The organism is Streptomyces sp. HP-A2021, assembly GCF_022807935.1.
GTDB lineage: Bacteria > Actinomycetota > Actinomycetes > Streptomycetales > Streptomycetaceae > Streptomyces > Streptomyces afghaniensis.
The window spans coordinates 7973762-7995302 of the sequence record NZ_CP094344.1; the positions used below are offsets into that span (position 1 = coordinate 7973762).

At 69.7% G+C, this 21541-nt stretch carries 19 protein-coding genes; 13 read left to right on the forward strand and 6 right to left on the reverse strand.

Annotated features, from left to right (window positions below; all coding sequences use genetic code 11):
• From secF to relA, 3 genes are all read left to right on the forward strand, one after another.
• Positions 1-1116, forward strand: coding sequence for a protein translocase subunit SecF (secF, locus tag MQE23_RS36085; RefSeq protein ID WP_020276522.1), 1116 nt, complete (start codon positions 1-3; stop codon positions 1114-1116).
• Complete coding sequence (locus MQE23_RS36090) at positions 1113-1652, forward strand: adenine phosphoribosyltransferase (protein WP_020276523.1); 540 nt, start codon at positions 1113-1115, stop codon at positions 1650-1652. Before secF ends, MQE23_RS36090 begins: the two co-directional genes overlap by 4 nt.
• Before the next feature lie 205 nt (positions 1653-1857).
• A complete protein-coding gene (relA, locus tag MQE23_RS36095) occupies positions 1858-4371 on the forward strand; it encodes a GTP pyrophosphokinase (protein ID WP_020276525.1) in 2514 nt (837 codons plus the stop codon).
• Between the two features lie 65 nt (positions 4372-4436).
• On the opposite strand, the gene MQE23_RS36100 is transcribed toward relA, so the two are convergent.
• Together MQE23_RS36100 and MQE23_RS36105 are read right to left on the reverse strand one after the other, a co-directional pair.
• Complete coding sequence (locus MQE23_RS36100; RefSeq protein ID WP_020276526.1) at positions 4437-5666, reverse strand: DUF349 domain-containing protein; 1230 nt, start codon at positions 5664-5666, stop codon at positions 4437-4439.
• 136 nt (positions 5667-5802) lie between these two features.
• Entirely contained in the window at positions 5803-6648 is an 846-nt protein-coding gene (locus MQE23_RS36105) for a peptidylprolyl isomerase (protein ID WP_020276527.1), read from the reverse strand.
• 167 nt (positions 6649-6815) lie between these two features.
• Between MQE23_RS36105 and MQE23_RS36110 the strand changes: the two genes are divergently transcribed.
• Both MQE23_RS36110 and hisS read left to right on the forward strand, forming a co-directional pair.
• Positions 6816-7523, forward strand: a complete 708-nt coding sequence (locus MQE23_RS36110) for an MBL fold metallo-hydrolase (protein ID WP_243381317.1) — start codon at positions 6816-6818, stop codon at positions 7521-7523.
• Between the two features lie 11 nt (positions 7524-7534).
• A complete protein-coding gene (hisS, locus tag MQE23_RS36115) occupies positions 7535-8797 on the forward strand; it encodes a histidine--tRNA ligase (RefSeq protein WP_020272905.1) in 1263 nt (420 codons plus the stop codon).
• Between the two features lie 54 nt (positions 8798-8851).
• Here hisS and MQE23_RS36120 read toward each other — a convergent pair whose 3' ends face one another.
• The 4 genes from MQE23_RS36120 to MQE23_RS36135 are packed head-to-tail and all read right to left on the reverse strand — an operon-like array spanning position 8852 to position 12382.
• Positions 8852-9478, reverse strand: a complete 627-nt coding sequence (locus tag MQE23_RS36120) for a response regulator transcription factor (RefSeq protein WP_020272906.1) — start codon at positions 9476-9478, stop codon at positions 8852-8854.
• Complete coding sequence (locus MQE23_RS36125) at positions 9475-10671, reverse strand: sensor histidine kinase (protein WP_243381319.1); 1197 nt, start codon at positions 10669-10671, stop codon at positions 9475-9477. The genes MQE23_RS36120 and MQE23_RS36125 overlap by 4 nt, the downstream gene beginning before the upstream one ends.
• Entirely contained in the window at positions 10668-11513 is an 846-nt protein-coding gene (locus MQE23_RS36130) for an ABC transporter permease (protein ID WP_243381321.1), read from the reverse strand. Before MQE23_RS36130 ends, MQE23_RS36125 begins: the two co-directional genes overlap by 4 nt.
• Positions 11510-12382 carry an ABC transporter ATP-binding protein gene (locus MQE23_RS36135; protein ID WP_243381322.1) on the reverse strand — a complete coding sequence of 291 codons (873 nt, stop codon included), beginning with the start codon at positions 12380-12382 and terminating at the stop codon, positions 11510-11512. The genes MQE23_RS36130 and MQE23_RS36135 overlap by 4 nt, the downstream gene beginning before the upstream one ends.
• A 142-nt stretch (positions 12383-12524) precedes the next feature.
• On the opposite strand from MQE23_RS36135, the gene MQE23_RS36140 reads away from it, so the two are divergent.
• From MQE23_RS36140 to mltG, 8 genes are all read left to right on the forward strand, one after another.
• Positions 12525-13181 carry a vitamin K epoxide reductase family protein gene (locus tag MQE23_RS36140; RefSeq protein ID WP_243381331.1) on the forward strand — a complete coding sequence of 219 codons (657 nt, stop codon included), beginning with the start codon at positions 12525-12527 and terminating at the stop codon, positions 13179-13181.
• A gap of 56 nt (positions 13182-13237) precedes the next feature.
• Positions 13238-14593: a replication-associated recombination protein A gene (locus MQE23_RS36145; RefSeq protein WP_243381332.1), complete on the forward strand. Its 1356-nt coding sequence runs from the start codon at positions 13238-13240 to the stop codon at positions 14591-14593.
• A gap of 300 nt (positions 14594-14893) precedes the next feature.
• Positions 14894-15508: a 30S ribosomal protein S4 gene (gene rpsD, locus MQE23_RS36150; RefSeq protein WP_010046470.1), complete on the forward strand. Its 615-nt coding sequence runs from the start codon at positions 14894-14896 to the stop codon at positions 15506-15508.
• A gap of 178 nt (positions 15509-15686) precedes the next feature.
• Entirely contained in the window at positions 15687-16127 is a 441-nt protein-coding gene (locus tag MQE23_RS36155) for a DUF948 domain-containing protein (protein WP_082319874.1), read from the forward strand.
• Positions 16128-16136: 9 nt separating this feature from the next.
• The gene (locus MQE23_RS36160; protein WP_020272913.1) at positions 16137-16508 is read left to right on the forward strand and encodes a hypothetical protein; all 372 of its coding nucleotides are present in this window, start codon (positions 16137-16139) and stop codon (positions 16506-16508) included.
• Positions 16508-19180, forward strand: coding sequence for an alanine--tRNA ligase (alaS, locus tag MQE23_RS36165; protein ID WP_020272914.1), 2673 nt, complete (start codon positions 16508-16510; stop codon positions 19178-19180). The genes MQE23_RS36160 and alaS overlap by 1 nt, the downstream gene beginning before the upstream one ends.
• Before the next feature lie 16 nt (positions 19181-19196).
• Positions 19197-19661, forward strand: a complete 465-nt coding sequence (gene ruvX, locus MQE23_RS36170) for a Holliday junction resolvase RuvX (protein ID WP_020272915.1) — start codon at positions 19197-19199, stop codon at positions 19659-19661.
• Between the two features lie 121 nt (positions 19662-19782).
• Positions 19783-21513, forward strand: a complete 1731-nt coding sequence (mltG, locus tag MQE23_RS36175; protein ID WP_020272917.1) for an endolytic transglycosylase MltG — start codon at positions 19783-19785, stop codon at positions 21511-21513.
• The last annotated feature ends 28 nt before the right edge of the window (positions 21514-21541 follow it).

A 21541-nucleotide genomic window follows, 5' to 3' on the forward strand; every position in this document is an offset into this window, starting at 1 on the left:
ATGTCGAAACTCGGCACCCTCGGCGCCCGACTGCACCGTGGCGAGGTCGGCTACGACTTCGTCAAGAACCGCAAGATCTGGTACGGCCTCTCCATCCTGATCACCATCACGGCCATCGTCGGCCTGGCGGTCCGCGGCCTGAACATGGGCATCGAGTTCCAGGGCGGCGCCGTCTTCAACACCCCGAAGAACACCAGCGCCTCGGTGTCCCAGGCGGAGGGCTACGCGGAAGAGGCCTCCGGCCACGACGCGATCGTCCAGAAGCTCGGCGACGGCAGCCTGCGCATCCAGGTCGCCGGCATCGACACCGGCGCGGCCGACAAGATCAAGGACAAGCTCTCCGACGACCTCAAGATCGAGAAGGAGCAGATCAACGCCGAACTGGTCGGCCCCAGCTGGGGTGACCAGATCGCCAACAAGGCCTGGCAGGGCCTCTGGATCTTCCTCGTCCTCGTGGTGATCTACCTGGCGATCGCCTTCGAGTGGCGCATGGCGCTGGCCGCGTTCGTCGCCCTGATCCACGACATCACCATCACGGTCGGCATCTACGCCCTGGTCGGCTTCGAGGTCACACCGGGCACGGTGATCGGTCTGCTGACCATCCTCGGCTACTCGCTCTACGACACGGTCGTGGTCTTCGACAGCCTCAAGGAACAGACCAAGGACATCACCAAGCAGACCCGCTGGACCTACAGCGACGTCGCCAACCGCTCGATCAACAGCACCCTGGTCCGCTCCATCAACACCACGGTGGTCGCGCTGCTGCCGGTCGCGGGCCTGCTGTTCATCGGTGGCGGTGTCCTCGGCGCCGGCATGCTGAACGACATCTCGCTGTCGCTCTTCGTCGGCCTCGCCGCCGGTGCGTACTCCTCGATCTTCATCGCCACGCCGCTCGTCGCCGACCTGAAGGAGCGCGAGCCGCAGCTGAAGGCCCTCAGGAAGCGCGTCCTCGCCAAGCGGGCCCAGTCCGGAGCCCAGGGCGAGACCGAGGCCGACGGCGCCGACGAGTCGTACGACGGCGAGCCCGAGGACGCCGCACCCGCGGTCGTCGGTCCCCGCAACCAGCCCGCGTCCCGCACCCGCGGCCGTGGCCGCCCCTCGGGGAAGCGCCGATGACCGACATCAGGGAGCTGCTGCTCAGCCGCATCAGGGACGTCGCGGACTACCCGGAGCCGGGCGTGATGTTCAAGGACATCACCCCGCTCCTGGCGGACCCGGCGGCGTTCACCGCGCTCACCGACGCCCTCGCCGAGATCGCCGAGCGCACCGGTGCCACCAAGGTCGTCGGCCTGGAGGCCCGGGGCTTCATCCTCGGCGCCCCGGTCGCCGTCCGCGCCGGCCTCGGCTTCATCCCCGTACGCAAGGCGGGCAAGCTCCCCGGAGCCACCCTCGGCCAGGCCTACGACCTGGAGTACGGCTCGGCGGAGATCGAGGTGCACGCCGAGGACCTGACCGCCGACGACCGTGTCCTGGTCGTCGACGACGTCCTCGCCACCGGCGGCACCGCCGAGGCCTCGGTCCAGCTCATCCGCCGGGCCGGCGCGGAGGTCGCCGGCCTCGCCGTCCTCATGGAGCTCGGCTTCCTCAACGGCCGCGCCCGCCTGGAACCGGCTCTGAACGGCGCCCCGCTGGAGGCGCTGCTCACGGTCTAGGAAGCCCCCGGCAGTCCGGTGGACATCGCCATGACACCGGCACGACACCGCGGAGGCGGGCCCGGAGAAATCCGGCGCCCGCCTCTCGTGTTTCTTGGGTAGACGGTCCTCACATTGGCCTGAAGGCGATCCTGGGGTCCAGGATGGCTACCATGGGGTCTCCGGAGCCTGACCGGGGGACCCGGATCGCGCACGAGGAGCCCTCTTGCCAGACGAGGCCCAGCACCTGACCGCCGCCAAGCCCGAGTCCGCCTCGGCAGCCGCGGCCAAGCCCGCGCCGAACGCGCCCCACGCGAAGAACGACACCCGCGGGCCGGTCGAGCACGCCCAGTCGGCGCCGGTCGACAAGCCCGCCGAGCAGGCGCGCCCCAAGCCGGCCCCGCCCGTGCGCCAGGCAGGCGGCCAGCCGGCCCGTACCGGCTCCTCCAACCGCGTCCGCGCCCGCCTGGCCCGTCTCGGCGTGCAGCGCGCGAACCCGTACAACCCGGTGCTGGAGCCGTTGCTGCGGATAGTGCGCAGCAACGACCCGAAGATCGAGACGTCGACGCTCCGCCAGATCGAGCGTGCCTACCAGGTCGCCGAGCGCTGGCACCGCGGCCAGAAGCGCAAGAGCGGCGACCCGTACATCACGCACCCCCTCGCCGTGACGACCATCCTCGCCGAGCTGGGCATGGACCCGGCCACCCTGATGGCGGGCCTGCTGCACGACACGGTCGAGGACACCGAGTACGGCCTGGACGACCTGCGCCGCGACTTCGGCGACGTCGTCACGCTGCTCGTCGACGGTGTCACCAAGCTGGACAAGGTCAAGTTCGGCGAGGCCGCGCAGGCCGAGACCGTGCGCAAGATGGTCGTCGCCATGGCCAAGGACCCGCGCGTCCTGGTCATCAAGCTCGCCGACCGCCTGCACAACATGCGCACCATGCGCTACCTCAAGCGCGAGAAGCAGGAGAAGAAGGCGCGCGAGACCCTGGAGATCTACGCGCCGCTCGCCCACCGCCTGGGCATGAACACCATCAAGTGGGAGCTGGAGGACCTCGCCTTCGCGATCCTCTACCCCAAGATGTACGACGAGATAGTCCGTCTGGTCGCCGAGCGCGCCCCGAAGCGTGACGAGTACCTCGCCATCGTCACCGACGAGGTCCAGCAGGACCTGCGTGCGGCCCGCATCAAGGCGACCGTCACCGGCCGCCCGAAGCACTACTACAGCGTCTACCAGAAGATGATCGTCCGCGGTCGTGACTTCGCGGAGATCTACGACCTGGTGGGCATCCGCGTCCTCGTGGACACCGTCCGCGACTGCTACGCGGCCCTCGGCACGGTGCACGCGCGATGGAACCCGGTCCCCGGCCGGTTCAAGGACTACATCGCGATGCCCAAGTTCAACATGTACCAGTCGCTGCACACGACGGTCATCGGCCCCGGCGGCAAACCGGTCGAGCTCCAGATCCGTACGTTCGACATGCACCGCCGCGCCGAGTACGGCATCGCCGCGCACTGGAAGTACAAGCAGGAAGCCGTCGCCGGTGCCTCCAAGGTGCGCACGGACGCGCCCAAGTCCTCCGGCAAGGACAAGGACGCCATCAACGACATGGCGTGGCTGCGGCAGCTGCTCGACTGGCAGAAGGAGACCGAGGACCCCGGCGAGTTCCTGGAGTCGCTGCGCTTCGACCTCTCCCGCAACGAGGTCTTCGTCTTCACCCCCAAGGGCGACGTCATAGCGCTCCCGGCGGGAGCCACCCCCGTGGACTTCGCCTACGCGGTCCACACCGAGGTCGGCCACCGCACGATAGGGGCCCGGGTCAACGGCCGGCTGGTCCCGCTGGAGTCCACCCTCGACAACGGCGACCTGGTGGAGGTCTTCACCTCCAAGGCCCCCGGCGCCGGTCCCTCCCGCGACTGGCTCGGCTTCGTCAAGTCGCCGCGAGCTCGCAACAAGATCCGGGCCTGGTTCTCCAAGGAGCGCCGCGACGAGGCGATCGAGCAGGGCAAGGACGCCATCGTCCGCGCCATGCGCAAGCAGAACCTGCCGATCCAGCGCATCCTGACCGGCGACTCCCTGGTGACCCTCGCGCACGAGATGCGCTACGCGGACATCTCAGCGCTGTACGCGGCGATCGGCGAGGGCCATGTCTCGGCGCAGAACATCGTGCAGAAGCTGGTCCAGGCCCTCGGCGGCGAGGAGGCCGCCACCGAGGAGATCGACGAGTCGATCCCGCCGGCCCGCGGACGCAGCCGCAAACGCCGCTCCAGCGCCGATCCGGGCGTCGTCGTGAAGGGCGTCGAGGACGTGTGGGTCAAACTGGCCCGCTGCTGTACGCCCGTCCCCGGCGACCCCATCATGGGCTTCGTCACGCGAGGCAGCGGCGTATCGGTTCACCGCACCGACTGCGTCAACGTCGACTCGCTGTCCCGTGAGCCCGAGCGCATTCTCGAGGTCGAGTGGGCGCCCACCCAGTCCTCGGTCTTCCTGGTCGCCATCCAGGTCGAGGCCCTGGACCGCTCCCGGCTTCTGTCGGACGTCACCCGCGTCCTGTCCGACCAGCACGTCAACATCCTCTCCGCGGCCGTGCAGACCTCCCGCGACCGCGTCGCCACCTCCCGCTTCACCTTCGAGATGGGCGACCCGAAGCATCTCGGCCATGTGCTGAAGGCGGTCCGGGGCGTGGAGGGCGTCTACGACGTGTACCGGGTGACGTCGGCGCGCAGCAGGTCGTAACAGTCCGTAGCACCATGCGAAAGGGGGCCCGTACGGCAGGTACGGGCCCCCTTTCGACGGGCTGATCAGCCTCCGAACTCCTGGAGACCCTTCAGCGCCTGGTCCAGCAGCGCCTGGCGGCCCTCGAGCTCACGCTCGAGCTTGTCGGCCTTGGCGTTGTTGCCCTGCGCCCGGGCCTGCTCGATCTGGCCCCTCAGCTTGTCCACGGCGGCCTGGAGCTGGCCGGTCAGGCCCTCGGCACGCGCACGTGCCTCCGGGTTCGTCCGGCGCCACTCGGTCTCCTCCGCCTCCTGGAGGGCCCGCTCGACGGCGTGCATACGGCCCTCGACCTTGGGCCGGGCGTCGCGCGGCACATGACCGATGGCCTCCCACCGCTCGTTGATCGAACGGAACGCGGCCCGCGATGCCTTCAGGTCCGTGATCGGCAGGAGCTTCTCGGCCTCCTCGGCCAGCTCCTCCTTGAGCTTCAGATTCTCCGCCTGCTCGGCGTCCCGCTCGGCGAAGACCGAGCTGCGCGCGGCGAAGAAGACGTCCTGGGCGCCGCGGAAGCGGTTCCACAGGTCGTCCTCGTGCTCGCGCTGGGCCCGGCCGGCGGCCTTCCACTCGGCCATCAGCTCGCGGTAGCGCGCTGCCGTCGCACCCCAGTCCGTCGAGTTCGACAGCGCCTCGGCCTCGGAGACCAGCCGCTCCTTGGTCCGCCGCGCCTCCTCGCGCTGGGCGTCCAGCTGCGCGAAGTGCTGCTTGCGCCGCTTGGAGAACGCCGACCGCGCGTGCGAGAACCGGTGCCACAGCTCGTCGTCGGACTTGCGGTCCAGCCGCGGCAGACCCTTCCAGGTGTCCACCAGGGCCCGCAGCCGCTCACCGGCCGCCCGCCACTGGTCGGACTGCGCCAGCTCCTCCGCCTCGACGACCAGCGCCTCCTTGGCCTTGCGCGCCTCGTCGGACTGCTTCGCCCGCTGCGCCTTGCGCTCCTCGCGGCGCGCCTCCACCAGCTCGGTGAGCTTGTCCAGCCGGACCCGCAGGGCGTCCAGGTCGCCCACCGCGTGGTGTGCGTCGACCTGCTCCCGGATGTGGTCGATGGCCGCCTGGGCGTCCTTCGCCGACAGGTCGGTGGTCTTCACTCGCTTCTCGAGGAGGCCGATCTCGACAACCAGGCCCTCGTACTTGCGCTCGAAATAGGCCAGCGCCTCCTCAGGGGAGCCTGCCTGCCACGAACCGACGACCTGCTCGCCGTCGGCCGTACGCACGTACACGGTCCCCGTCTCGTCGACGCGGCCCCACGGGTCGCTGCTCACAGCGCCTCCTCCACATGATGCCTGCGAGGGGCCTGAAGCTCCCCCGGGCATCGTCCACAGTTTCGTCACGGCCAACATAGGCGACCGGCGGGGGGCCTGTCCGCATCCCGCGCGACCGAAATTACGCAGTTGAGGGTCAGGATTTCGCGACCGTGGCCTTGTTGATCACGACCGTCGCGTTGGGCGCCGTGTTGCCCGTCTGAGGGTCGGGAGCCTGGGCTCCGGCGGCGGCGATTTTCTTGAGAACCTTCATGCCCGCCTCGGACACCGTCCCGAACGGTGTGTAGTCGGGCGACAGCTGACTGTCCTGGTAGACGAGGAAGAACTGGCTGCCGCCGCTGTTGCGGCCCTGCTTCGTCTGGGCGTTGTACTGGTTCGCCATCGCGACCGTGCCCGCCGGGTACACCCCGCCCTTGAGGCTCTTGTCCTTCAGATTCTCGTCCGGGATCGTGTAGCCGGGCCCGCCCATGCCGGTGCCCTGCGGGTCGCCGCACTGCAGGACGTAGATGCCCTGGTTGGTGAGCCGGTGGCACTTGCTGTGGTCGAAGTAGCCCTTGCCGGCGAGGAAGTTGAACGAGTTGACGGTGTGCGGGGCCGCCGACGCCTTCAGCGCGATGTCTATCTCGCCGCAGGTCGTGTCCAGCTTCATCGTGTACTTCGCCGACTCGTCGATCGTCATCGCCGGCTCCTTCTTCCAGGTCTCCGGCTTGACCTTGCCCGCGGCCGGCTTCTCGCACGGGTCCGGGGCCTTGCTGGGCGATGCGCTCGGGGTGACCTCCGCGCCCGCGTTCTCCTTCTTGCCGTCGTCCTCGAACGGCTTGGTCAGGTAGACCGACACGGAGAGCACCACGACCACGCCGAGAACCGAGGCGATCACGGAGTTGCGGATACGGGCCTTGCGTCGCGCATCAGTGCGCCGCTGCTGCTGCCGCAAGTACTTCTCACGGGCGAGCTGACGCCGCCGCTGTTCCTGGCTGACCACCGGGTTCTCTCCTCATGCGTCTCGAACGTCGACCGGTACGCGTGGGGCCTGTGCGCCGACCGCCTGCGTGTGCCCCGTACCGTATATGGGTTCGCTGAGGAATCGGCAGCGCCGGTAGGCTCTGACAGCAGCCGCAGCCGCCCGTATCGACACAACGAAGGACGATCGTGCTCATTGCCGGGTTCCCCGCCGGGGCCTGGGGGACGAACTGCTACCTCGTCGCCCCCGCCGCCGGTGAGGAGTGCGTGATCATCGACCCCGGCCATCAGGCCGCCGACGGCGTCGAGGAAGCGATCAGGAAGCATCGGCTCAAGCCCGTCGCCGTCGTCCTCACCCACGGCCACATCGACCACGTGGCCTCGGTCGTCCCGGTGTGCGGCGCGCACGACGTGCCGGCCTGGATCCACCCCGACGACCGGTACATGATGAACGACCCCGAGAAGGGCATAGGCCGTTCCATCGGGATGCCGCTCCTGGGCGAGCTGACCGTGGGGGAGCCCGACGACGTCAAGGAGCTGGCCGACGGGGCGAGGCTGGAGCTGGCGGGCCTGGAGCTGTCCGTCGCGCACGCGCCCGGCCATACCAAGGGGTCGGTGACCTTCGGCATGCCCGAGGCGGCGGACATCCCGCCGATCCTGTTCTCGGGCGACCTGCTGTTCGCCGGCTCCATCGGACGCACCGACCTGCCCGGCGGTGACATGGCCGAGATGCTCGACTCGCTGGCCCGCGTGTGCCTGCCGCTCGACGACTCGACCGTGGTGCTGTCCGGCCACGGCCCCCAGACGACCATCGGCCAGGAGCGCGCCACCAACCCGTATCTGCGGCAGGTGGCGGCCGGCCAGGGAGCTTCCGAGGCTCCCCGACGAGGAATGTGACGAGACCTTCCGTGAGCACCTTCAAGGCCCCCAAGGGCACGTACGACCTGATCCCGCCGGACTCCGCGACGTTCCTGGCGGTCCGCGAGGCGATCGCCGCACCGCTGCGCAACTCCGGCTACGGCTACATCGAGACGCCGGGCTTCGAGAACGTCGAACTCTTCGCGCGCGGCGTCGGCGAATCGACGGACATCGTGACGAAGGAGATGTACGCCTTCGAGACGAAGGGCGGCGACAGGCTGGCCCTGCGCCCCGAAGGCACGGCCTCCGTCCTGCGTGCCGCGCTGGAGGCCAACCTGCACAAGGCGGGCAACCTCCCGGTCAAGCTCTGGTACTCCGGCTCGTACTACCGCTACGAGCGTCCCCAGAAGGGCCGTTACCGCCACTTCTCCCAGGTCGGTGCCGAGGCGATCGGTGCCGAGGACCCGGCACTGGACGCCGAGCTGATCATCCTGGCCGACCAGGCGTACCGCTCGCTGGGCCTGAGCAACTTCCGGATCCTGCTCAACAGTCTGGGCGACAAGGAGTGCCGCCCGGTGTACCGGACGGCGCTCCAGGACTTCCTGCGCGGCCTGGACCTGGACGAGGACACCCTGCGCCGGGCGGAGATCAACCCGCTGCGCGTCCTCGACGACAAGCGCGAGTCGGTCCAGAAGCAGCTCGGGGACGCGCCGCTGCTGCGCGACTACCTCTGTGACGCCTGCAAGGCGTACCACGAGGAGGTCCGCGAGCTGATCACGGCGGCGGGCGTCGCCTTCGAGGACGACCCGAAGCTGGTGCGCGGCCTGGACTACTACACCCGCACGACGTTCGAGTTCGTCCACGACGGCCTCGGCTCCCAGTCCGCCGTCGGCGGCGGCGGGCGCTACGACGGCCTGTCCGAGATGATCGGCGGCCCCGCGCTGCCGTCCGTCGGCTGGGCCCTCGGCGTCGACCGCACGGTCCTCGCCCTGGAGGCGGAGGGCGTCGAGCTCGAACTCCCCGCCACCACCAGCGTGTTCGCCGTCCCGCTCGGCGAGGAGGCCCGCCGGGTCCTGTTCGCCAAGGTCACGGAGATGCGCAAGAACGGCATCGCGGCCGACTTCTCCTACGGCGGCAAGGGCCTCAAGGGCGCGATGAAGAACGCCAACCGCAGCGGCGCCCGCTACACGATCGTCGCCGGCGAACGCGACCTCGCCGAGGGCGTCGTCCAGCTCAAGGACATGGAGTCGGGCGAGCAGACGGCGGTCGGGGTGAACGAGATCGTGGCGGAACTCGAGGCGCGACTCGGCTAGCAGCAGACCAGAAGCGAAGGCGCCGGACACCTGCCGAGGTGCCCGGCGCCTTCGTCACTGCTCCAGCAGCCCGTGCCGCAGCGCGCTCGTCACCGCCGCCGTCCGGTCGTCCACCCCCAACTTGCCGAAGACGCGCAGCAGATACGTCTTCACCGTGGACTCCCCGATGAACAACCGGCGCCCGATCTCCGCGTTCGTGCAGCCCTCGGCGACCAGCCGCAGCACGGCCGTCTCGCGTTCCGACAGCCGCGGCCGCTCCGGCTTCGTCCGTAACTGGTCCACCAGCCGCGCCGCGACGGACGGGGCCAGGACCGTCTCGCCACGGGCCGCCGCCCGCACCGCGTCCGCGAGTTCGGCACGCGGCAGGTCCTTCAGCAGATAACCCGCCGCCCCGGCCTCCACCGCCCGCAGGATGTCCCGGTCCGTCTCGTACGTCGTCAGCACGACCACCCGGCACGGCAGCCCGGCCCGTGTCATCCGCACGATGGAGTCCACGCCCCCGCCCCCCGGCATCCGCAGATCCATCAGCACGATGTCGGGCCGCAACTCCTGCGCCAGCGCCTCCGCCTGCGGCCCGCTGGACGCGTCGGCGACGACCTCCAGATCGGACTCCGCACTGAGCATCGCCCGCAGCCCCTCCCGTACGACGGGATGGTCGTCGGCCAGGACGATCCGGATCACGGCGTCTCCCTCCTCACCAACGGCAGGCGGACGGTCACGACCGTGCCGCCGCCGGGTGCACTGCGCACCTCGGCGGTTCCGCCCACCTCGACGGCCCGGGCCCGCAGCCCCGCCAGACCGTACCCACCGCGAACGGCACCCGGGTCAAATCCGGGCCCGTCGTCCCGCACGGACACGGTCAGCAGGTCGTCGGCGTACGCCAGCGACACCCCGACCACCACCGAAATCCCCGCGTGCTTACGGGCGTTGGCCAACGCCTCCTGGCAGGCGCGCAGCGCGACCACCTCGGGGCCCGCGGGCAGCGTGCGCACCGGGCCGGTCACCTCCAGCACCGCGTCATGCCGCGCGGCGAGCCGCCCCAGCGCATCCGGCAGGGACGCACCGTCCAGGTCGGCGGGCGCGCCCCCGGCGACCAGGGCCCGGGCCTCGGCGAGGTTCTGCCGGGCCGTCTCGTCCATCAGGCGCAGATGGCGCCGCGCCTCGGGCAGGTCGTGGTCCAGCTCCGCCTCGACCGCCTGGATCAGCATCACCAGACTGGTGAATCCCTGCGCCAGCGTGTCGTGGATCTCCCGGGCCAGCCGCTCCCGTTCGGCCAGCGCCCCGTGCGCCTCGGACAGCCGCCCGATCTCGTGCCGGCTCGCGTCGAGCTCCGCGATCAGCTCGGCCCGCTCCTGGCTCTGCTCGATGATCCGGATGATCCAGATGCCGACGGCGACCGAGAACACGAAACTGACCAGGGAGAACAAGGCGTTGAAGACCACGTCCCGGGTGCTGGGCCGCCACAGCAGCGCCCAGCCGGCCACGGGTACGAGGTTCACCACGGCCACGGCCACCAGCGCCGACCGCAACCGCAGCGTCATGAAGCACTGCGGGATCAGGGCGAAGGCCAGCAGCCGCGTCTCGCCCACGAGGACCGCCGACGGCAGGACCAGCGCCAGCGCCGCCGTCAGATAGCCGATCGTCCGCCGCTGGTCGGGCGGGTCGCCCTGGATCAGCCGGCGCCCTTCCCTCACGTACAGCGGGACCAGCGGGACAAGCAGCGCCGCCGCGACCGCACGGACCGGCCGGCCGGGGTGATCGGCGGCGAGCACGGAGACCAGGGTCGCCACCCAGATGAGCGCGAAGTACGTGTCCCAGAGCCGGAACGAGCGCTCCCAGGTGTAGGCGCTGCCGGCATCCGCCGCACCGCTCATCCCTCGCGCCGGTCCTTCCAGCGGAACGTCAGCAGGCACAGCACCAATCCTCCGGCGCACCACGCCGCGAGCACCAGGGCCACGCGTCCCGTCTCCCAGCTCCCCGCCTGCTCCAGCACCTGCGCCGACTCCGGCAGGAACACCCCGCGCAGCCCCTGGCACATCCACTTCAGCGGGAACAGCGCACCTATGGTCAGCATCCAGTCCGGGACGGTGCCGATGGCGATGTACACCCCGGAGATGAACTGGAGCACCAGGAAGGGCAGCACGACCACGGAACTCGCGCTGTTCGCGGACGTCGGCACCGAGCTGATCGCGATGCCGAGCAGCGCGCAGGCCGTGATCCCGAGCACGAAGATCCACGCCAGGTCGAACCAACGGCCGGCGTCGGACGGCAGGTTCACGTCGTACACGGTCGTGCCGACGAGGAGGAGGATCACCGTCTCCAGCAGACCGGTGAACAGAACGAGCCAGATCTTGCCGAGGAAGTACGCCGTCGGCGGCATCGGTGTGCCGCGCAGCCGGCGCAGCACCTTCTCCTCCCGCTCCACGGCGATCGAGATGCCGAGCGCCTGGAAACTCGTCGACATGATGCCGGCGGCCATCATCGCCGGGACGTAGAGCTGCGAGGCGGTGATGCCCGCGCCCGCCACGTCGTCCCGGAAGATCGACGCGAACAGGAACAGGAAGACGACCGGGAAGGCGAACGTGAACACCACCTGGTCGCGCTGCCGGAAGAACTGCCTGATCTCCAGGGCACCCCGCCGCAGCCCCAGCCCCCAGGCGCCGGGCAGCCCCCCGACGCCGACCGCACGGCGCTCCCGTACGGCGGTCGTCGTCATCGCGCGTCCTCCTGCCGCTGTCCGGTCAGCCGGAGGTAGACGTCCTCCAGCGTGGGCCGGCTCACCGCCAGCCCCGGGATCTCCCCGTCGAAGCGCCGCATGAGCCCGGCGATCGTCCTGGTCGGCGTGCCCGTGCGCTCCCTGCGCGGGGTGCCGTCCGGCTCGGTCCACTCGACGAGGGCCTCGGTGCCGTACCGCTCCCGCAGCGCCCCGGGCTCGCCCTCGGCGACGATCCGGCCCTTCGCGACGACGGCCAGCCGGTGCGCGAGGGCCTCCGCCTCCTCCAGATAGTGCGTGGTCAGCAGGATGGTCGTGCCGTCGTCGGCCAGGGCGCGGATCAGCGACCAGAACTGCCGCCGGGCCGCCGGATCGAACCCGGTCGTCGGCTCGTCCAGAAGCAGCAGGTCCGGACCGCCGATCACGCCGAGCGCCACGTCCAGACGCCGGCGCTGGCCACCCGACAGCGCCTTGATCCGGCTGTCCGCCTTCGCCTCCAGACCGACCAGTCCGATCACCTCCTCCGGGTTCCGCGGCCGGGGGTAGTAGCCGGCGAAGTGCCGCACCGTCTCCCGGACCGTCAACTCCGCGGGCGCCGATTCGTCCTGCCAGACGATTCCGACACGTGAGCGCCACGCGCGCGTGCCGGTCGCCGGGTCCGACCCGAGCACGGACACCTCGCCCGAGTCCCGGTCCCGGTTGCCCTGGAGGATCTCCACCGTGGTGCTCTTGCCCGCGCCGTTGGGCCCGAGCAGGCCGAACACCTCGCCCCGGCGGATGCCCAGATCGATGCCGTCGACGGCGGTCACGTCCCCGTACCGCTTGCGCAGCCCCCGCACCCGCACGGCGAGGTCGTACCCGTGTGCTGTCATGCGACGAGCGTCGGCCGGAACGCAACCCTCAGGGACGACCTTGTGGACACGCTTATGTCCACTGAACGGTGGACACAGGCCCTCGTGCGGCAGAATGGCCCTGACCGAAGCAGTCCGGGTCTCAAGTGACGGAATCGGCGGGATGAGCAAGACGACAGTCAAGGACGTCTCCATGGAGCCCGAGTCGGAGCACGCCGAGATCGCGCCCCGCACCGAGGGCGGCAGCCGGGCCCTCGCCCTGCTGCTGGTGATCACCGGCGCGGCCGGACTGCTCGCCTCGTGGGTCATCACGATCGACAAGTTCAAGATCCTCGAGGCCAAGGTCGAGGGCAAGACGTTCACCCCCGGTTGCAGCCTCAACCCCGTCGTCTCCTGCGGCAGCGTCATGGAGAGCAAGCAGGCCGCGGTCTTCGGCTTCCCGAACCCGATACTCGGCCTCGTCTGCTACGCCATCGTCATCGGCGTCGGCGTGAGCCTGCTCGCCCGGGCCCGCTTCCCGCGCTGGTACTGGCTCACCTTCAACGCCGGCTGCCTGTTCGGCGTCGGCTTCTGCGCCTGGCTGATGTTCCAGTCCCTGTACCGGATCAACGCACTGTGCCTGTGGTGCTCCCTGGCCTGGGTCGCGACGATCCTCATGTTCTGGTACGTGACGTCGTTCAACATCCGCAAGGGCTTCCTGCCCGCCCCGCCCTGGCTCAAGGGCTTCTTCGGCGAGTTCACCTGGGTCATGCCCGTGCTGCACATCGGCATCATCGGCATGCTGATCCTGACCCGCTGGTGGGACTTCTGGATGAGCTGAGCCGGGAGCACCGGGGCCCGGCGGCATTGTCAGTGCCGTGATTTAGGGTTTCTGACGTGGAGCCCGACCTGTTCACCGCCGCAGCAGAAGAACGCCAGGAGAAGGAGCCGTCCAGCAGCCCCCTGGCGGTGCGGATGCGCCCGCGCACCCTCGACGAGGTCGTGGGCCAGCGGCATCTGCTGAAGCCGGGCTCGCCCCTGCGCAGACTGGTCGGCGAGGGCGCCTCCGGCCCGGCCGGCCCCTCCTCGGTGATCCTCTGGGGCCCGCCCGGCACCGGCAAGACCACCCTGGCGTACGTGGTCTCCAAGGCCACCAACGCCCGCTTCGTCGAACTCTCGGCGATCACCGCGGGCGTCAAGGAGGTCCGCGCGGTCATCGACGGCGCCCGCCGCGCCTCCGGCGGATTCGGCAAGGAGACCGTCCTCTTCCTCGACGAGATCCACCGCTTCAGCAAGGCCCAGCAGGACTCCCTGCTCCCGGCCGTCGAGAACCGCTGGGTGACACTGATCGCGGCGACGACGGAGAACCCGTACTTCTCGGTGATCTCCCCCCTGCTGTCCCGCTCCCTGCTGCTCACCCTCGAACCGCTCACGGACGACGACATCAAGGGCCTCGTCCAGCGGGCCCTGACCGACGAGCGCGGTCTCAAGGGCGCCGTCGCCCTCCCCGAGGAGACCGAGAACCACCTCCTGCGCATCGCCGGCGGCGACGCCCGCCGCGCCCTGACCGCCCTGGAGGCCGCCGCCGGAGCCGCCCTGGACAAGGGCGAGACGGAGATCGGCCTGACCACCCTGGAGGAGACGGTCGACCGGGCGGCCGTGAAGTACGACCGCGACGGCGACCAGCACTACGACGTGGCCAGCGCCCTGATCAAGTCCATCCGCGGCTCCGACGTCGACGCCGCCCTGCACTACCTGGCCCGGATGATCGAGGCCGGCGAGGACCCCCGCTTCATCGCCCGGCGCCTGATGATCTCCGCCAGCGAGGACATCGGCCTCGCCGACCCGAACGCGCTGTCCATCGCGGTCGCCGCCGCCCAGGCCGTCGCCATGATCGGCTTCCCGGAGGCCGCCCTCACCCTCAGCCACGCCACCATCGCCCTCGCCCTGGCGCCCAAGTCCAACGCCGCGACGACCGCGATCGGCGCCGCCCTGGAGGACGTACGCAAGGGACTGGCCGGGCCCGTGCCCGCGCACCTGCGCGACAGCCACTACAAGGGCGCCACCAAGCTCGGCCACGGCCAGGGCTACGTCTACCCGCACGACCTGCCCGAGGGCATCGCCGCCCAGCAGTACGCCCCGGACGCTCTGAAGGACCGCGAGTACTACGAGCCCACCCGGCACGGCGCGGAGGCCCGCTACGCGGACGCGGTCGAGTGGACCCGGAAGAACCTCGGTCGAAAGCGGTCCTGAGCACCCTGTAAACTCGTTCGGAGTGCCGCGTCCCGTGCAGTCAGAACGGGACAGTCGGCCGGAGCCCGGTCCTCCGGGATCGGCTCCAGGAGCGTCGCGCACCGTCGAACGGTGTCGCGGGCAGCCCACCACCACTCGTCGCACGACGGGAACGGCCGGTGGGCCACTCGCGTGCTGCACGTATGTGCCCAGACCAGGGGAGCGGCTGCCCACCCCGTCCGCAAGGACGAGGAGGGTTTCCCCGGCTGCGGATGCGACCTCCCACAACCCTGACAAGCCGACACTAGGAAACGAGAAACAGTGGCGAACCAGTCCCGCCCCAAGGTCAAGAAGTCGCGTGCCCTCGGCATCGCGCTCACCCCGAAGGCCGTCAAGTACTTCGAGGCCCGTCCGTACCCGCCCGGTGAGCACGGCCGTGGCCGCAAGCAGAACTCGGACTACAAGGTCCGTCTGCTCGAGAAGCAGCGCCTGCGCGCGCAGTACGACGTGTCCGAGCGCCAGCTCGTCCGCGCCTACGAGCGTGCCTCCAAGGTCCAGGGCAAGACCGGTGAGGCCCTGATCATCGAGCTGGAGCGCCGTCTCGACGCCCTGGTCCTGCGTTCGGGCATCGCCCGCACGATCTACCAGGCCCGCCAGATGGTCGTCCACGGCCACATCGCGGTCAACGGCAAGAAGGTCGACAAGCCCTCCTTCCGTGTCCGCCCGGACGACGTGGTGCAGGTCCGCGAGCGCTCCAAGGAGAAGACCCTCTTCACGATCGCCCGTGAGGGTGGCTTCGCCCCCGACGGCGAGACCCCGCGCTACCTCCAGGTGAACCTCAAGGCCCTGGCGTTCCGCCTGGACCGCGAGCCGAACCGCAAGGAGATCCCGGTGATCTGCGACGAGCAGCTCGTCGTCGAGTACTACGCCCGCTGATCCACGGCAGGCACGCGGTACCCCAGCCCGTCGTCTCCCCGCCCCTCCGGGCGGGCGAGGCGGCGGGCTTTCGCGAATCCGCCGTCCCCGGGCGCTAATCCGGTACGGAGCCGCATCCCCGGCGCGATAGGCTCGTCGCACGACTTTTTCGATGTTCAGGCACGTTTTCAGGGAGCGGGTGCACACAGTGTCCGGTGGCGAGGTGGCCGGAATCCTGGTGGCCGTCTTCTGGGCGATCCTGGTCTCCTTCCTCGCCGTCGCGCTGGCGAGGCTGGCCCAGACGCTCAGGGCGACCACCAAGCTCGTGGCGGACGTGACCGATCAGGCCGTCCCGCTGCTGGCCGACGCCTCCGCGGCGGTGCGCTCCGCGCAGACCCAGATCGACCGGGTCGACTCGATCGCCTCCGACGTCCAGGAGGTCACGTCGAACGCCTCCGCGCTGTCGACCACCGTCGCCTCCACGTTCGGCGGTCCCCTGGTCAAGGTCGCAGCCTTCGGCTACGGCGTGCGCCGGGCCCTCGGCGGCCGCAAGGAGGACGTGCCCGGCAAGGCGTCGAGGCGTACCGTGATCGTGGGCCGCACGGTCTCTCGGCGCAACGCCCGAGGGAAGAGGGACTGAGAGCCAGCGATGTTCCGCCGTACGTTCTGGTTCACCACCGGCGTCGCCGCCGGAGTGTGGGCCACCACCAAGGTCAACCGGAAGCTGAAGCAGCTGACGCCCGAGAGCCTCGCCAGAACCGCGGGCAACAAGGCGCTCGAGGCCGGCCACCGGCTCAAGGACCGCGCGGTCGACTTCGCGCTCGACGTCCGCGACAACATGGCCCAGCGGGAGGCCGAACTGGGCGACGTGCTCGGGCTCAACGCCCCCGTCGACCCCGAACTCCCCGCGCCCAGGCGGTACGCCGCCATCGAGAACCGCACAGAGCCGAAGACGTACGTCATCGACAGCACGTCGTCCACGTACAAGAAGAATTCGTACAACCGGAATGAGGACCACTGATGGAGTCGGCTGAGATTCGCCGCCGCTGGTTGAGCTTCTTCGAGGAGCGCGGTCACACCGTCGTCCCTTCGGCGTCGCTCATCGCGGACGACCCGACTCTGCTGCTCGTCCCGGCCGGCATGGTGCCCTTCAAGCCGTACTTCCTCGGTGAGGTCAAGCCGCCCTTCGCCCGCGCCACCAGCGTGCAGAAGTGCGTGCGCACGCCGGACATCGAAGAGGTCGGCAAGACCACCCGGCACGGCACGTTCTTCCAGATGTGCGGCAACTTCTCCTTCGGCGACTACTTCAAGGAAGGCGCCATCAAGCTCGCCTGGGAGCTGCTCACCAGCCCCCAGGACAAGGGCGGTTACGGCCTCGACCCCGAGCGCCTGTGGATCACGGTCTACAAGGACGACGACGAGGCCGAGCGCATCTGGCACGAGGTCGTCGGCGTGCCGAAGGAGCGCATCCAGCGCCTCGGCATGAAGGACAACTACTGGTCCATGGGCGTCCCCGGCCCCTGCGGCCCCTGCTCCGAGATCAACTACGACCGCGGCCCCGAGTTCGGCGCCGAGGGCGGCCCCGCCGTCAACGACGAGCGGTACGTGGAGATCTGGAACCTCGTCTTCATGCAGTACGAGCGGGGCGAGGGCACCGGCAAGGACAACTTCGAGATCCTCGGCGACCTGCCCAGCAAGAACATCGACACCGGCCTCGGCCTCGAGCGGCTCGCCATGATTCTGCAGGGCGTGCAGAACATGTACGAGATCGACACCTCGATGGCCGTCATCGACAAGGCCACCGAGCTGACCGGCGTCCGCTACGGCGACGCCCACGCCTCGGACGTGTCCCTGCGCGTGGTCACCGACCACATGCGCACCGCCACCATGCTCATCGGCGACGGCGTCACCCCCGGCAACGAGGGCCGTGGTTACGTGCTGCGCCGCATCATGCGCCGCGCCATCCGCAACATGCGCCTGCTCGGCGCCACCGGCCCGGTCGTCAAGGACCTGATCGACGTCGTCATCGGCATGATGGGGCAGCAGTACCCCGAGCTCATCACCGACCGCGAGCGCATCGAGAAGGTCGCCCTCGCCGAGGAGAACGCCTTCCTCAAGACGCTGAAGGCCGGCACCAACATCCTCGACACCGCCGTCAGCGACACCAAGGCCGCCGGCTCCACCGTGCTGCCCGGCGACAAGGCCTTCCTGCTCCACGACACCTGGGGCTTCCCGATCGACCTCACCCTGGAGATGGCCGCCGAGCAGGGCCTCTCCGTGGACGAGGAGGGCTTCCGCCGCCTGATGAAGGAGCAGCGGGAGCGCGCCAAGGCCGACGCCCAGTCCAAGAAGACCGGCCACGCCGACCTCGGTGCCTACCGTGAGATCGCCGACCGGGCCGGTGCCACCGACTTCATCGGCTACACCGACACCGAGGGCGAGTCCACGGTCGTCGGCATCCTCGTCGACGGCGTCTCCTCCCCGGCCGCCACCGAGGGCGACGAGGTCGAGATCGTCCTCGACCGCACCCCGTTCTACGCCGAGGGCGGCGGCCAGATCGGCGACACCGGCAAGATCAAGACCGACTCCGGCGCCGTCATCGAGGTCCGCGACTGCCAGAAGCCGGTCCCGGGTGTCTACGTCCACAAGGGCGTCGTCCAGGTCGGCGAGGTCACCGTCGGCGCCAAGGCCCACTCCGCCATCGACGACCGCCGCCGCAAGGCCATCGCCCGCGCCCACTCGGCCACGCACCTGACCCACCAGGCCCTGCGCGACGCCCTCGGCCCGACGGCCGCCCAGGCCGGTTCCGAGAACCAGCCCGGCCGCTTCCGCTTCGACTTCGGCTCGCCGTCCGCCGTCCCGACGGCCGTGATGACCGACGTCGAGCAGAAGATCAACGAGGTGCTCGCCCGCGACCTGGACGTCCGCGCCGACGTCATGGGCATCGACGAGGCCAAGAAGCAGGGCGCCATCGCCGAGTTCGGCGAGAAGTACGGCGAGCGCGTCCGCGTGGTCACCATCGGAGACTTCTCCAAGGAACTGTGCGGCGGCACCCACGTGCACAACACCGCCCAGCTCGGCCTGGTGAAGCTGCTCGGCGAGTCCTCCATCGGCTCGGGTGTCCGCCGTATCGAGGCCCTGGTCGGTGTCGACGCCTACAACTTCCTCGCCCGGGAGCACACGGTCGTCGCCCAGCTCCAGGAGCTGATCAAGGGCCGCCCGGAGGAGCTCCCGGAGAAGGTCTCCGCCATGCTCGGCAAGCTGAAGGACGCCGAGAAGGAGATCGAGAAGTTCCGCGCCGAGAAGGTCCTGCAGGCCGCCGCCGGTCTCGCCGAGTCCGCCAAGGACATCCGTGGCATTGCTGTCGTGACCGGTCAGGTCCCCGACGGCACCACCGCCGACGACCTGCGCAAGCTCGTGCTCGACGTGCGCGGACGCATCCAGGGCGGCCGGGCCGCCGTGGTCGCCCTGTTCACGGTGGCGAACGGCAAGCCGCTGACGGTCATCGCCACCAACGAAGCCGCCCGCGAGCGCGGCCTGAAGGCCGGCGACCTGGTCCGTACGGCTGCCAAGACCCTCGGCGGCGGTGGCGGCGGCAAGCCGGACGTCGCCCAGGGCGGCGGCCAGAACCCGGCCGCGATCGGCGACGCCGTGGACGCCGTCGAGCGCCTGGTCGCCGAGACGGCCAAGTAAGAAACGGGTCTGGAAGATGCGCAGAGGACGTCGACTCGCGATCGACGTCGGGGACGCCCGTATCGGGGTCGCCTCGTGCGACCCCGACGGGATCCTCGCCACCCCGGTGGAGACGGTCCCGGGGCGTGACATCCCCGCAGCTCAACGGCGGTTGAAGCAGCTCGTCGAGGAGTACGAGCCCATCGAGGTCGTCGTCGGTCTGCCGCGCTCCCTCAAGGGAGGCGAGGGCCCGGCGGCGGTCAAGGTCCGGGGCTTCGCACAGGAACTGGCGCGCATGATCTCCCCGGTTCCGGTGAGACTCGTGGACGAACGCATGACGACGGTGACGGCCAGTCAGGGGCTGCGCGCTTCGGGCGTGAAGTCGAAGAAGGGCAGGTCCGTCATCGACCAGGCGGCGGCGGTGATCATCCTGCAACAGGCCCTTGAATCCGAACGGGTGTCAGGTAAAGCACCCGGAGAAGGCGTCGAAGTGGTCATCTGATCGCGATACGGTAACGTTCCGCGCGATGCAGCGGCGTTCGAACAGCCGCCGCACAGCAAGAGGCGGGACGGGAGCCGAGCCGGAAGCCGCGTGACCGCCGCCTCGCGGCTCTAGGGGATCGATGACTGAGTATGGCCGGGGCCAAGGCTCCGAACCGTGGCATCCGGAGGACCCGTTGTACGGGGACGGCGGATGGGGAGGAGAGCAGGCCCACCAGGGTCAGCATTCCCCCTACGGCGGCCAGCCGCAGCACTATCCAGAGCAGCCGCAGCAGCCGCAGTACGGCGACTGGGGCACCGGCGAACAGCCCGGATACGGTCAGGCGCAGCAGCAGTACCAGTACGACCAGCAGCAGTACGCGGCACAGGGCCCTGGGCATCAGCAGTACCCGGGGCAGGGGCACCAGGGGAACCAGCACGACCCGGGTTATCAGCAGGACCCGGCCTACCACCAGCAGCAGTACGACAACGGCGGCTGGGCCACCGGCGGGCACCAGCAGGTCTCGTACCCCGGCGACCCCGCCGACCCGTACGGTCAGCAAACCGGTGCATACGGCCAGGACCAGTCCGACTACTACGGCACGCCCGACGCGTATCCGCCGCCCGAGCCGCCCGGTCGGCGGCGGGCCGAGCCGGAGCCGGAGACCGACTGGGACCCCGGCCCCGACCAGGGTGAGCACGCCTTCTTCGCGGGCGGTGACGACGATGACGATGCCGACGAGCCGGGCGACCGGCGCCGGCGCGACGACCAGCGGGGACGCGGCGGCAAGCCCAAGAAGCGCCGCAGCGGGATGGCCTGCCTGGTGGTCGTCCTGGTCCTCGGCGGCGGCCTGGCGGGCGTCAGCTACTTCGGCTACCAGTTCTTCCAGGATCGTTTCGGCGACGCCCCGGACTACGCGGGCGACGGCAACGGGCAGGAGGTGTCCGTCGAGATCCCCGAGGGAGCGCTCGGCTACAAGATCGGCCAGGTGCTGAAGAGCGCAGGGGTCGTCAAGAGCGTCGACGCGTTCGTCGCTGCGCAGGAGAGCAATCCGCAGGGCAAGACCATCCAGGACGGCGTGTACACGCTGCAAAAGCAAATGTCGGCCGACAGTGCGGTCGAACTGATGCTCAGCCCGGAGAGCCGCGACAACCTGATCATCGCCGAGGGCAAGCGCAACGCCGACATCTACCGGCTCATCGACAAGCGGCTCGAGGTCAAGGACGGCACCACCGCCGCGGTCGCCAAGAAGGACTGGAAGAAGCTCGGCCTGCCCGACTGGGCGCTCGGCCACGAGAACGTCAAGGACCCGCTGGAAGGGTTCCTCTACCCCTCCAGCTACGGCATCGCCAAGGGTGAGAAGCCCGAGGACGTGCTGAAGGACATGGTGACCCGGGCCACCCAGACGTACGAGAAGCTCGGCGTGGAGAAGAAGGCCCAGAGCCTCGGACTCGAAGACCCCTGGCAGCTGATCACCGTCGCGAGCCTGGCCCAGGCCGAGGGCACGAGCCACGACGACTTCCGCAAGATGGCCGAGGTCGTCTACAACCGCATGAAGCCGGGGAATCCGCAGACCAACGGCATGCTGGAGTTCGACTCCACCTACAACTACATCAAGAACCAGAGCAAGATCGACCTGAGTCTGAGCGAGCTGCGGAACTACGACAACCCGTACAACACGTACTTCCACAAGGGCCTGCCGCCCGGACCGATCGACAACCCGGGCGAGGCGGCGCTCAAGGGAGCTCTCAACCCGACGAAGGACGGCTGGTACTACTTCATCTCGCTGGACGGCAAGACCAGCGAGTTCACCAAGACCAACGCCGAGCACCAGAAGCTGGTCGACAAGTTCAACGCCTCGCGGAACAACTGATCGCGGAACAACTGATCGCGGAACGACT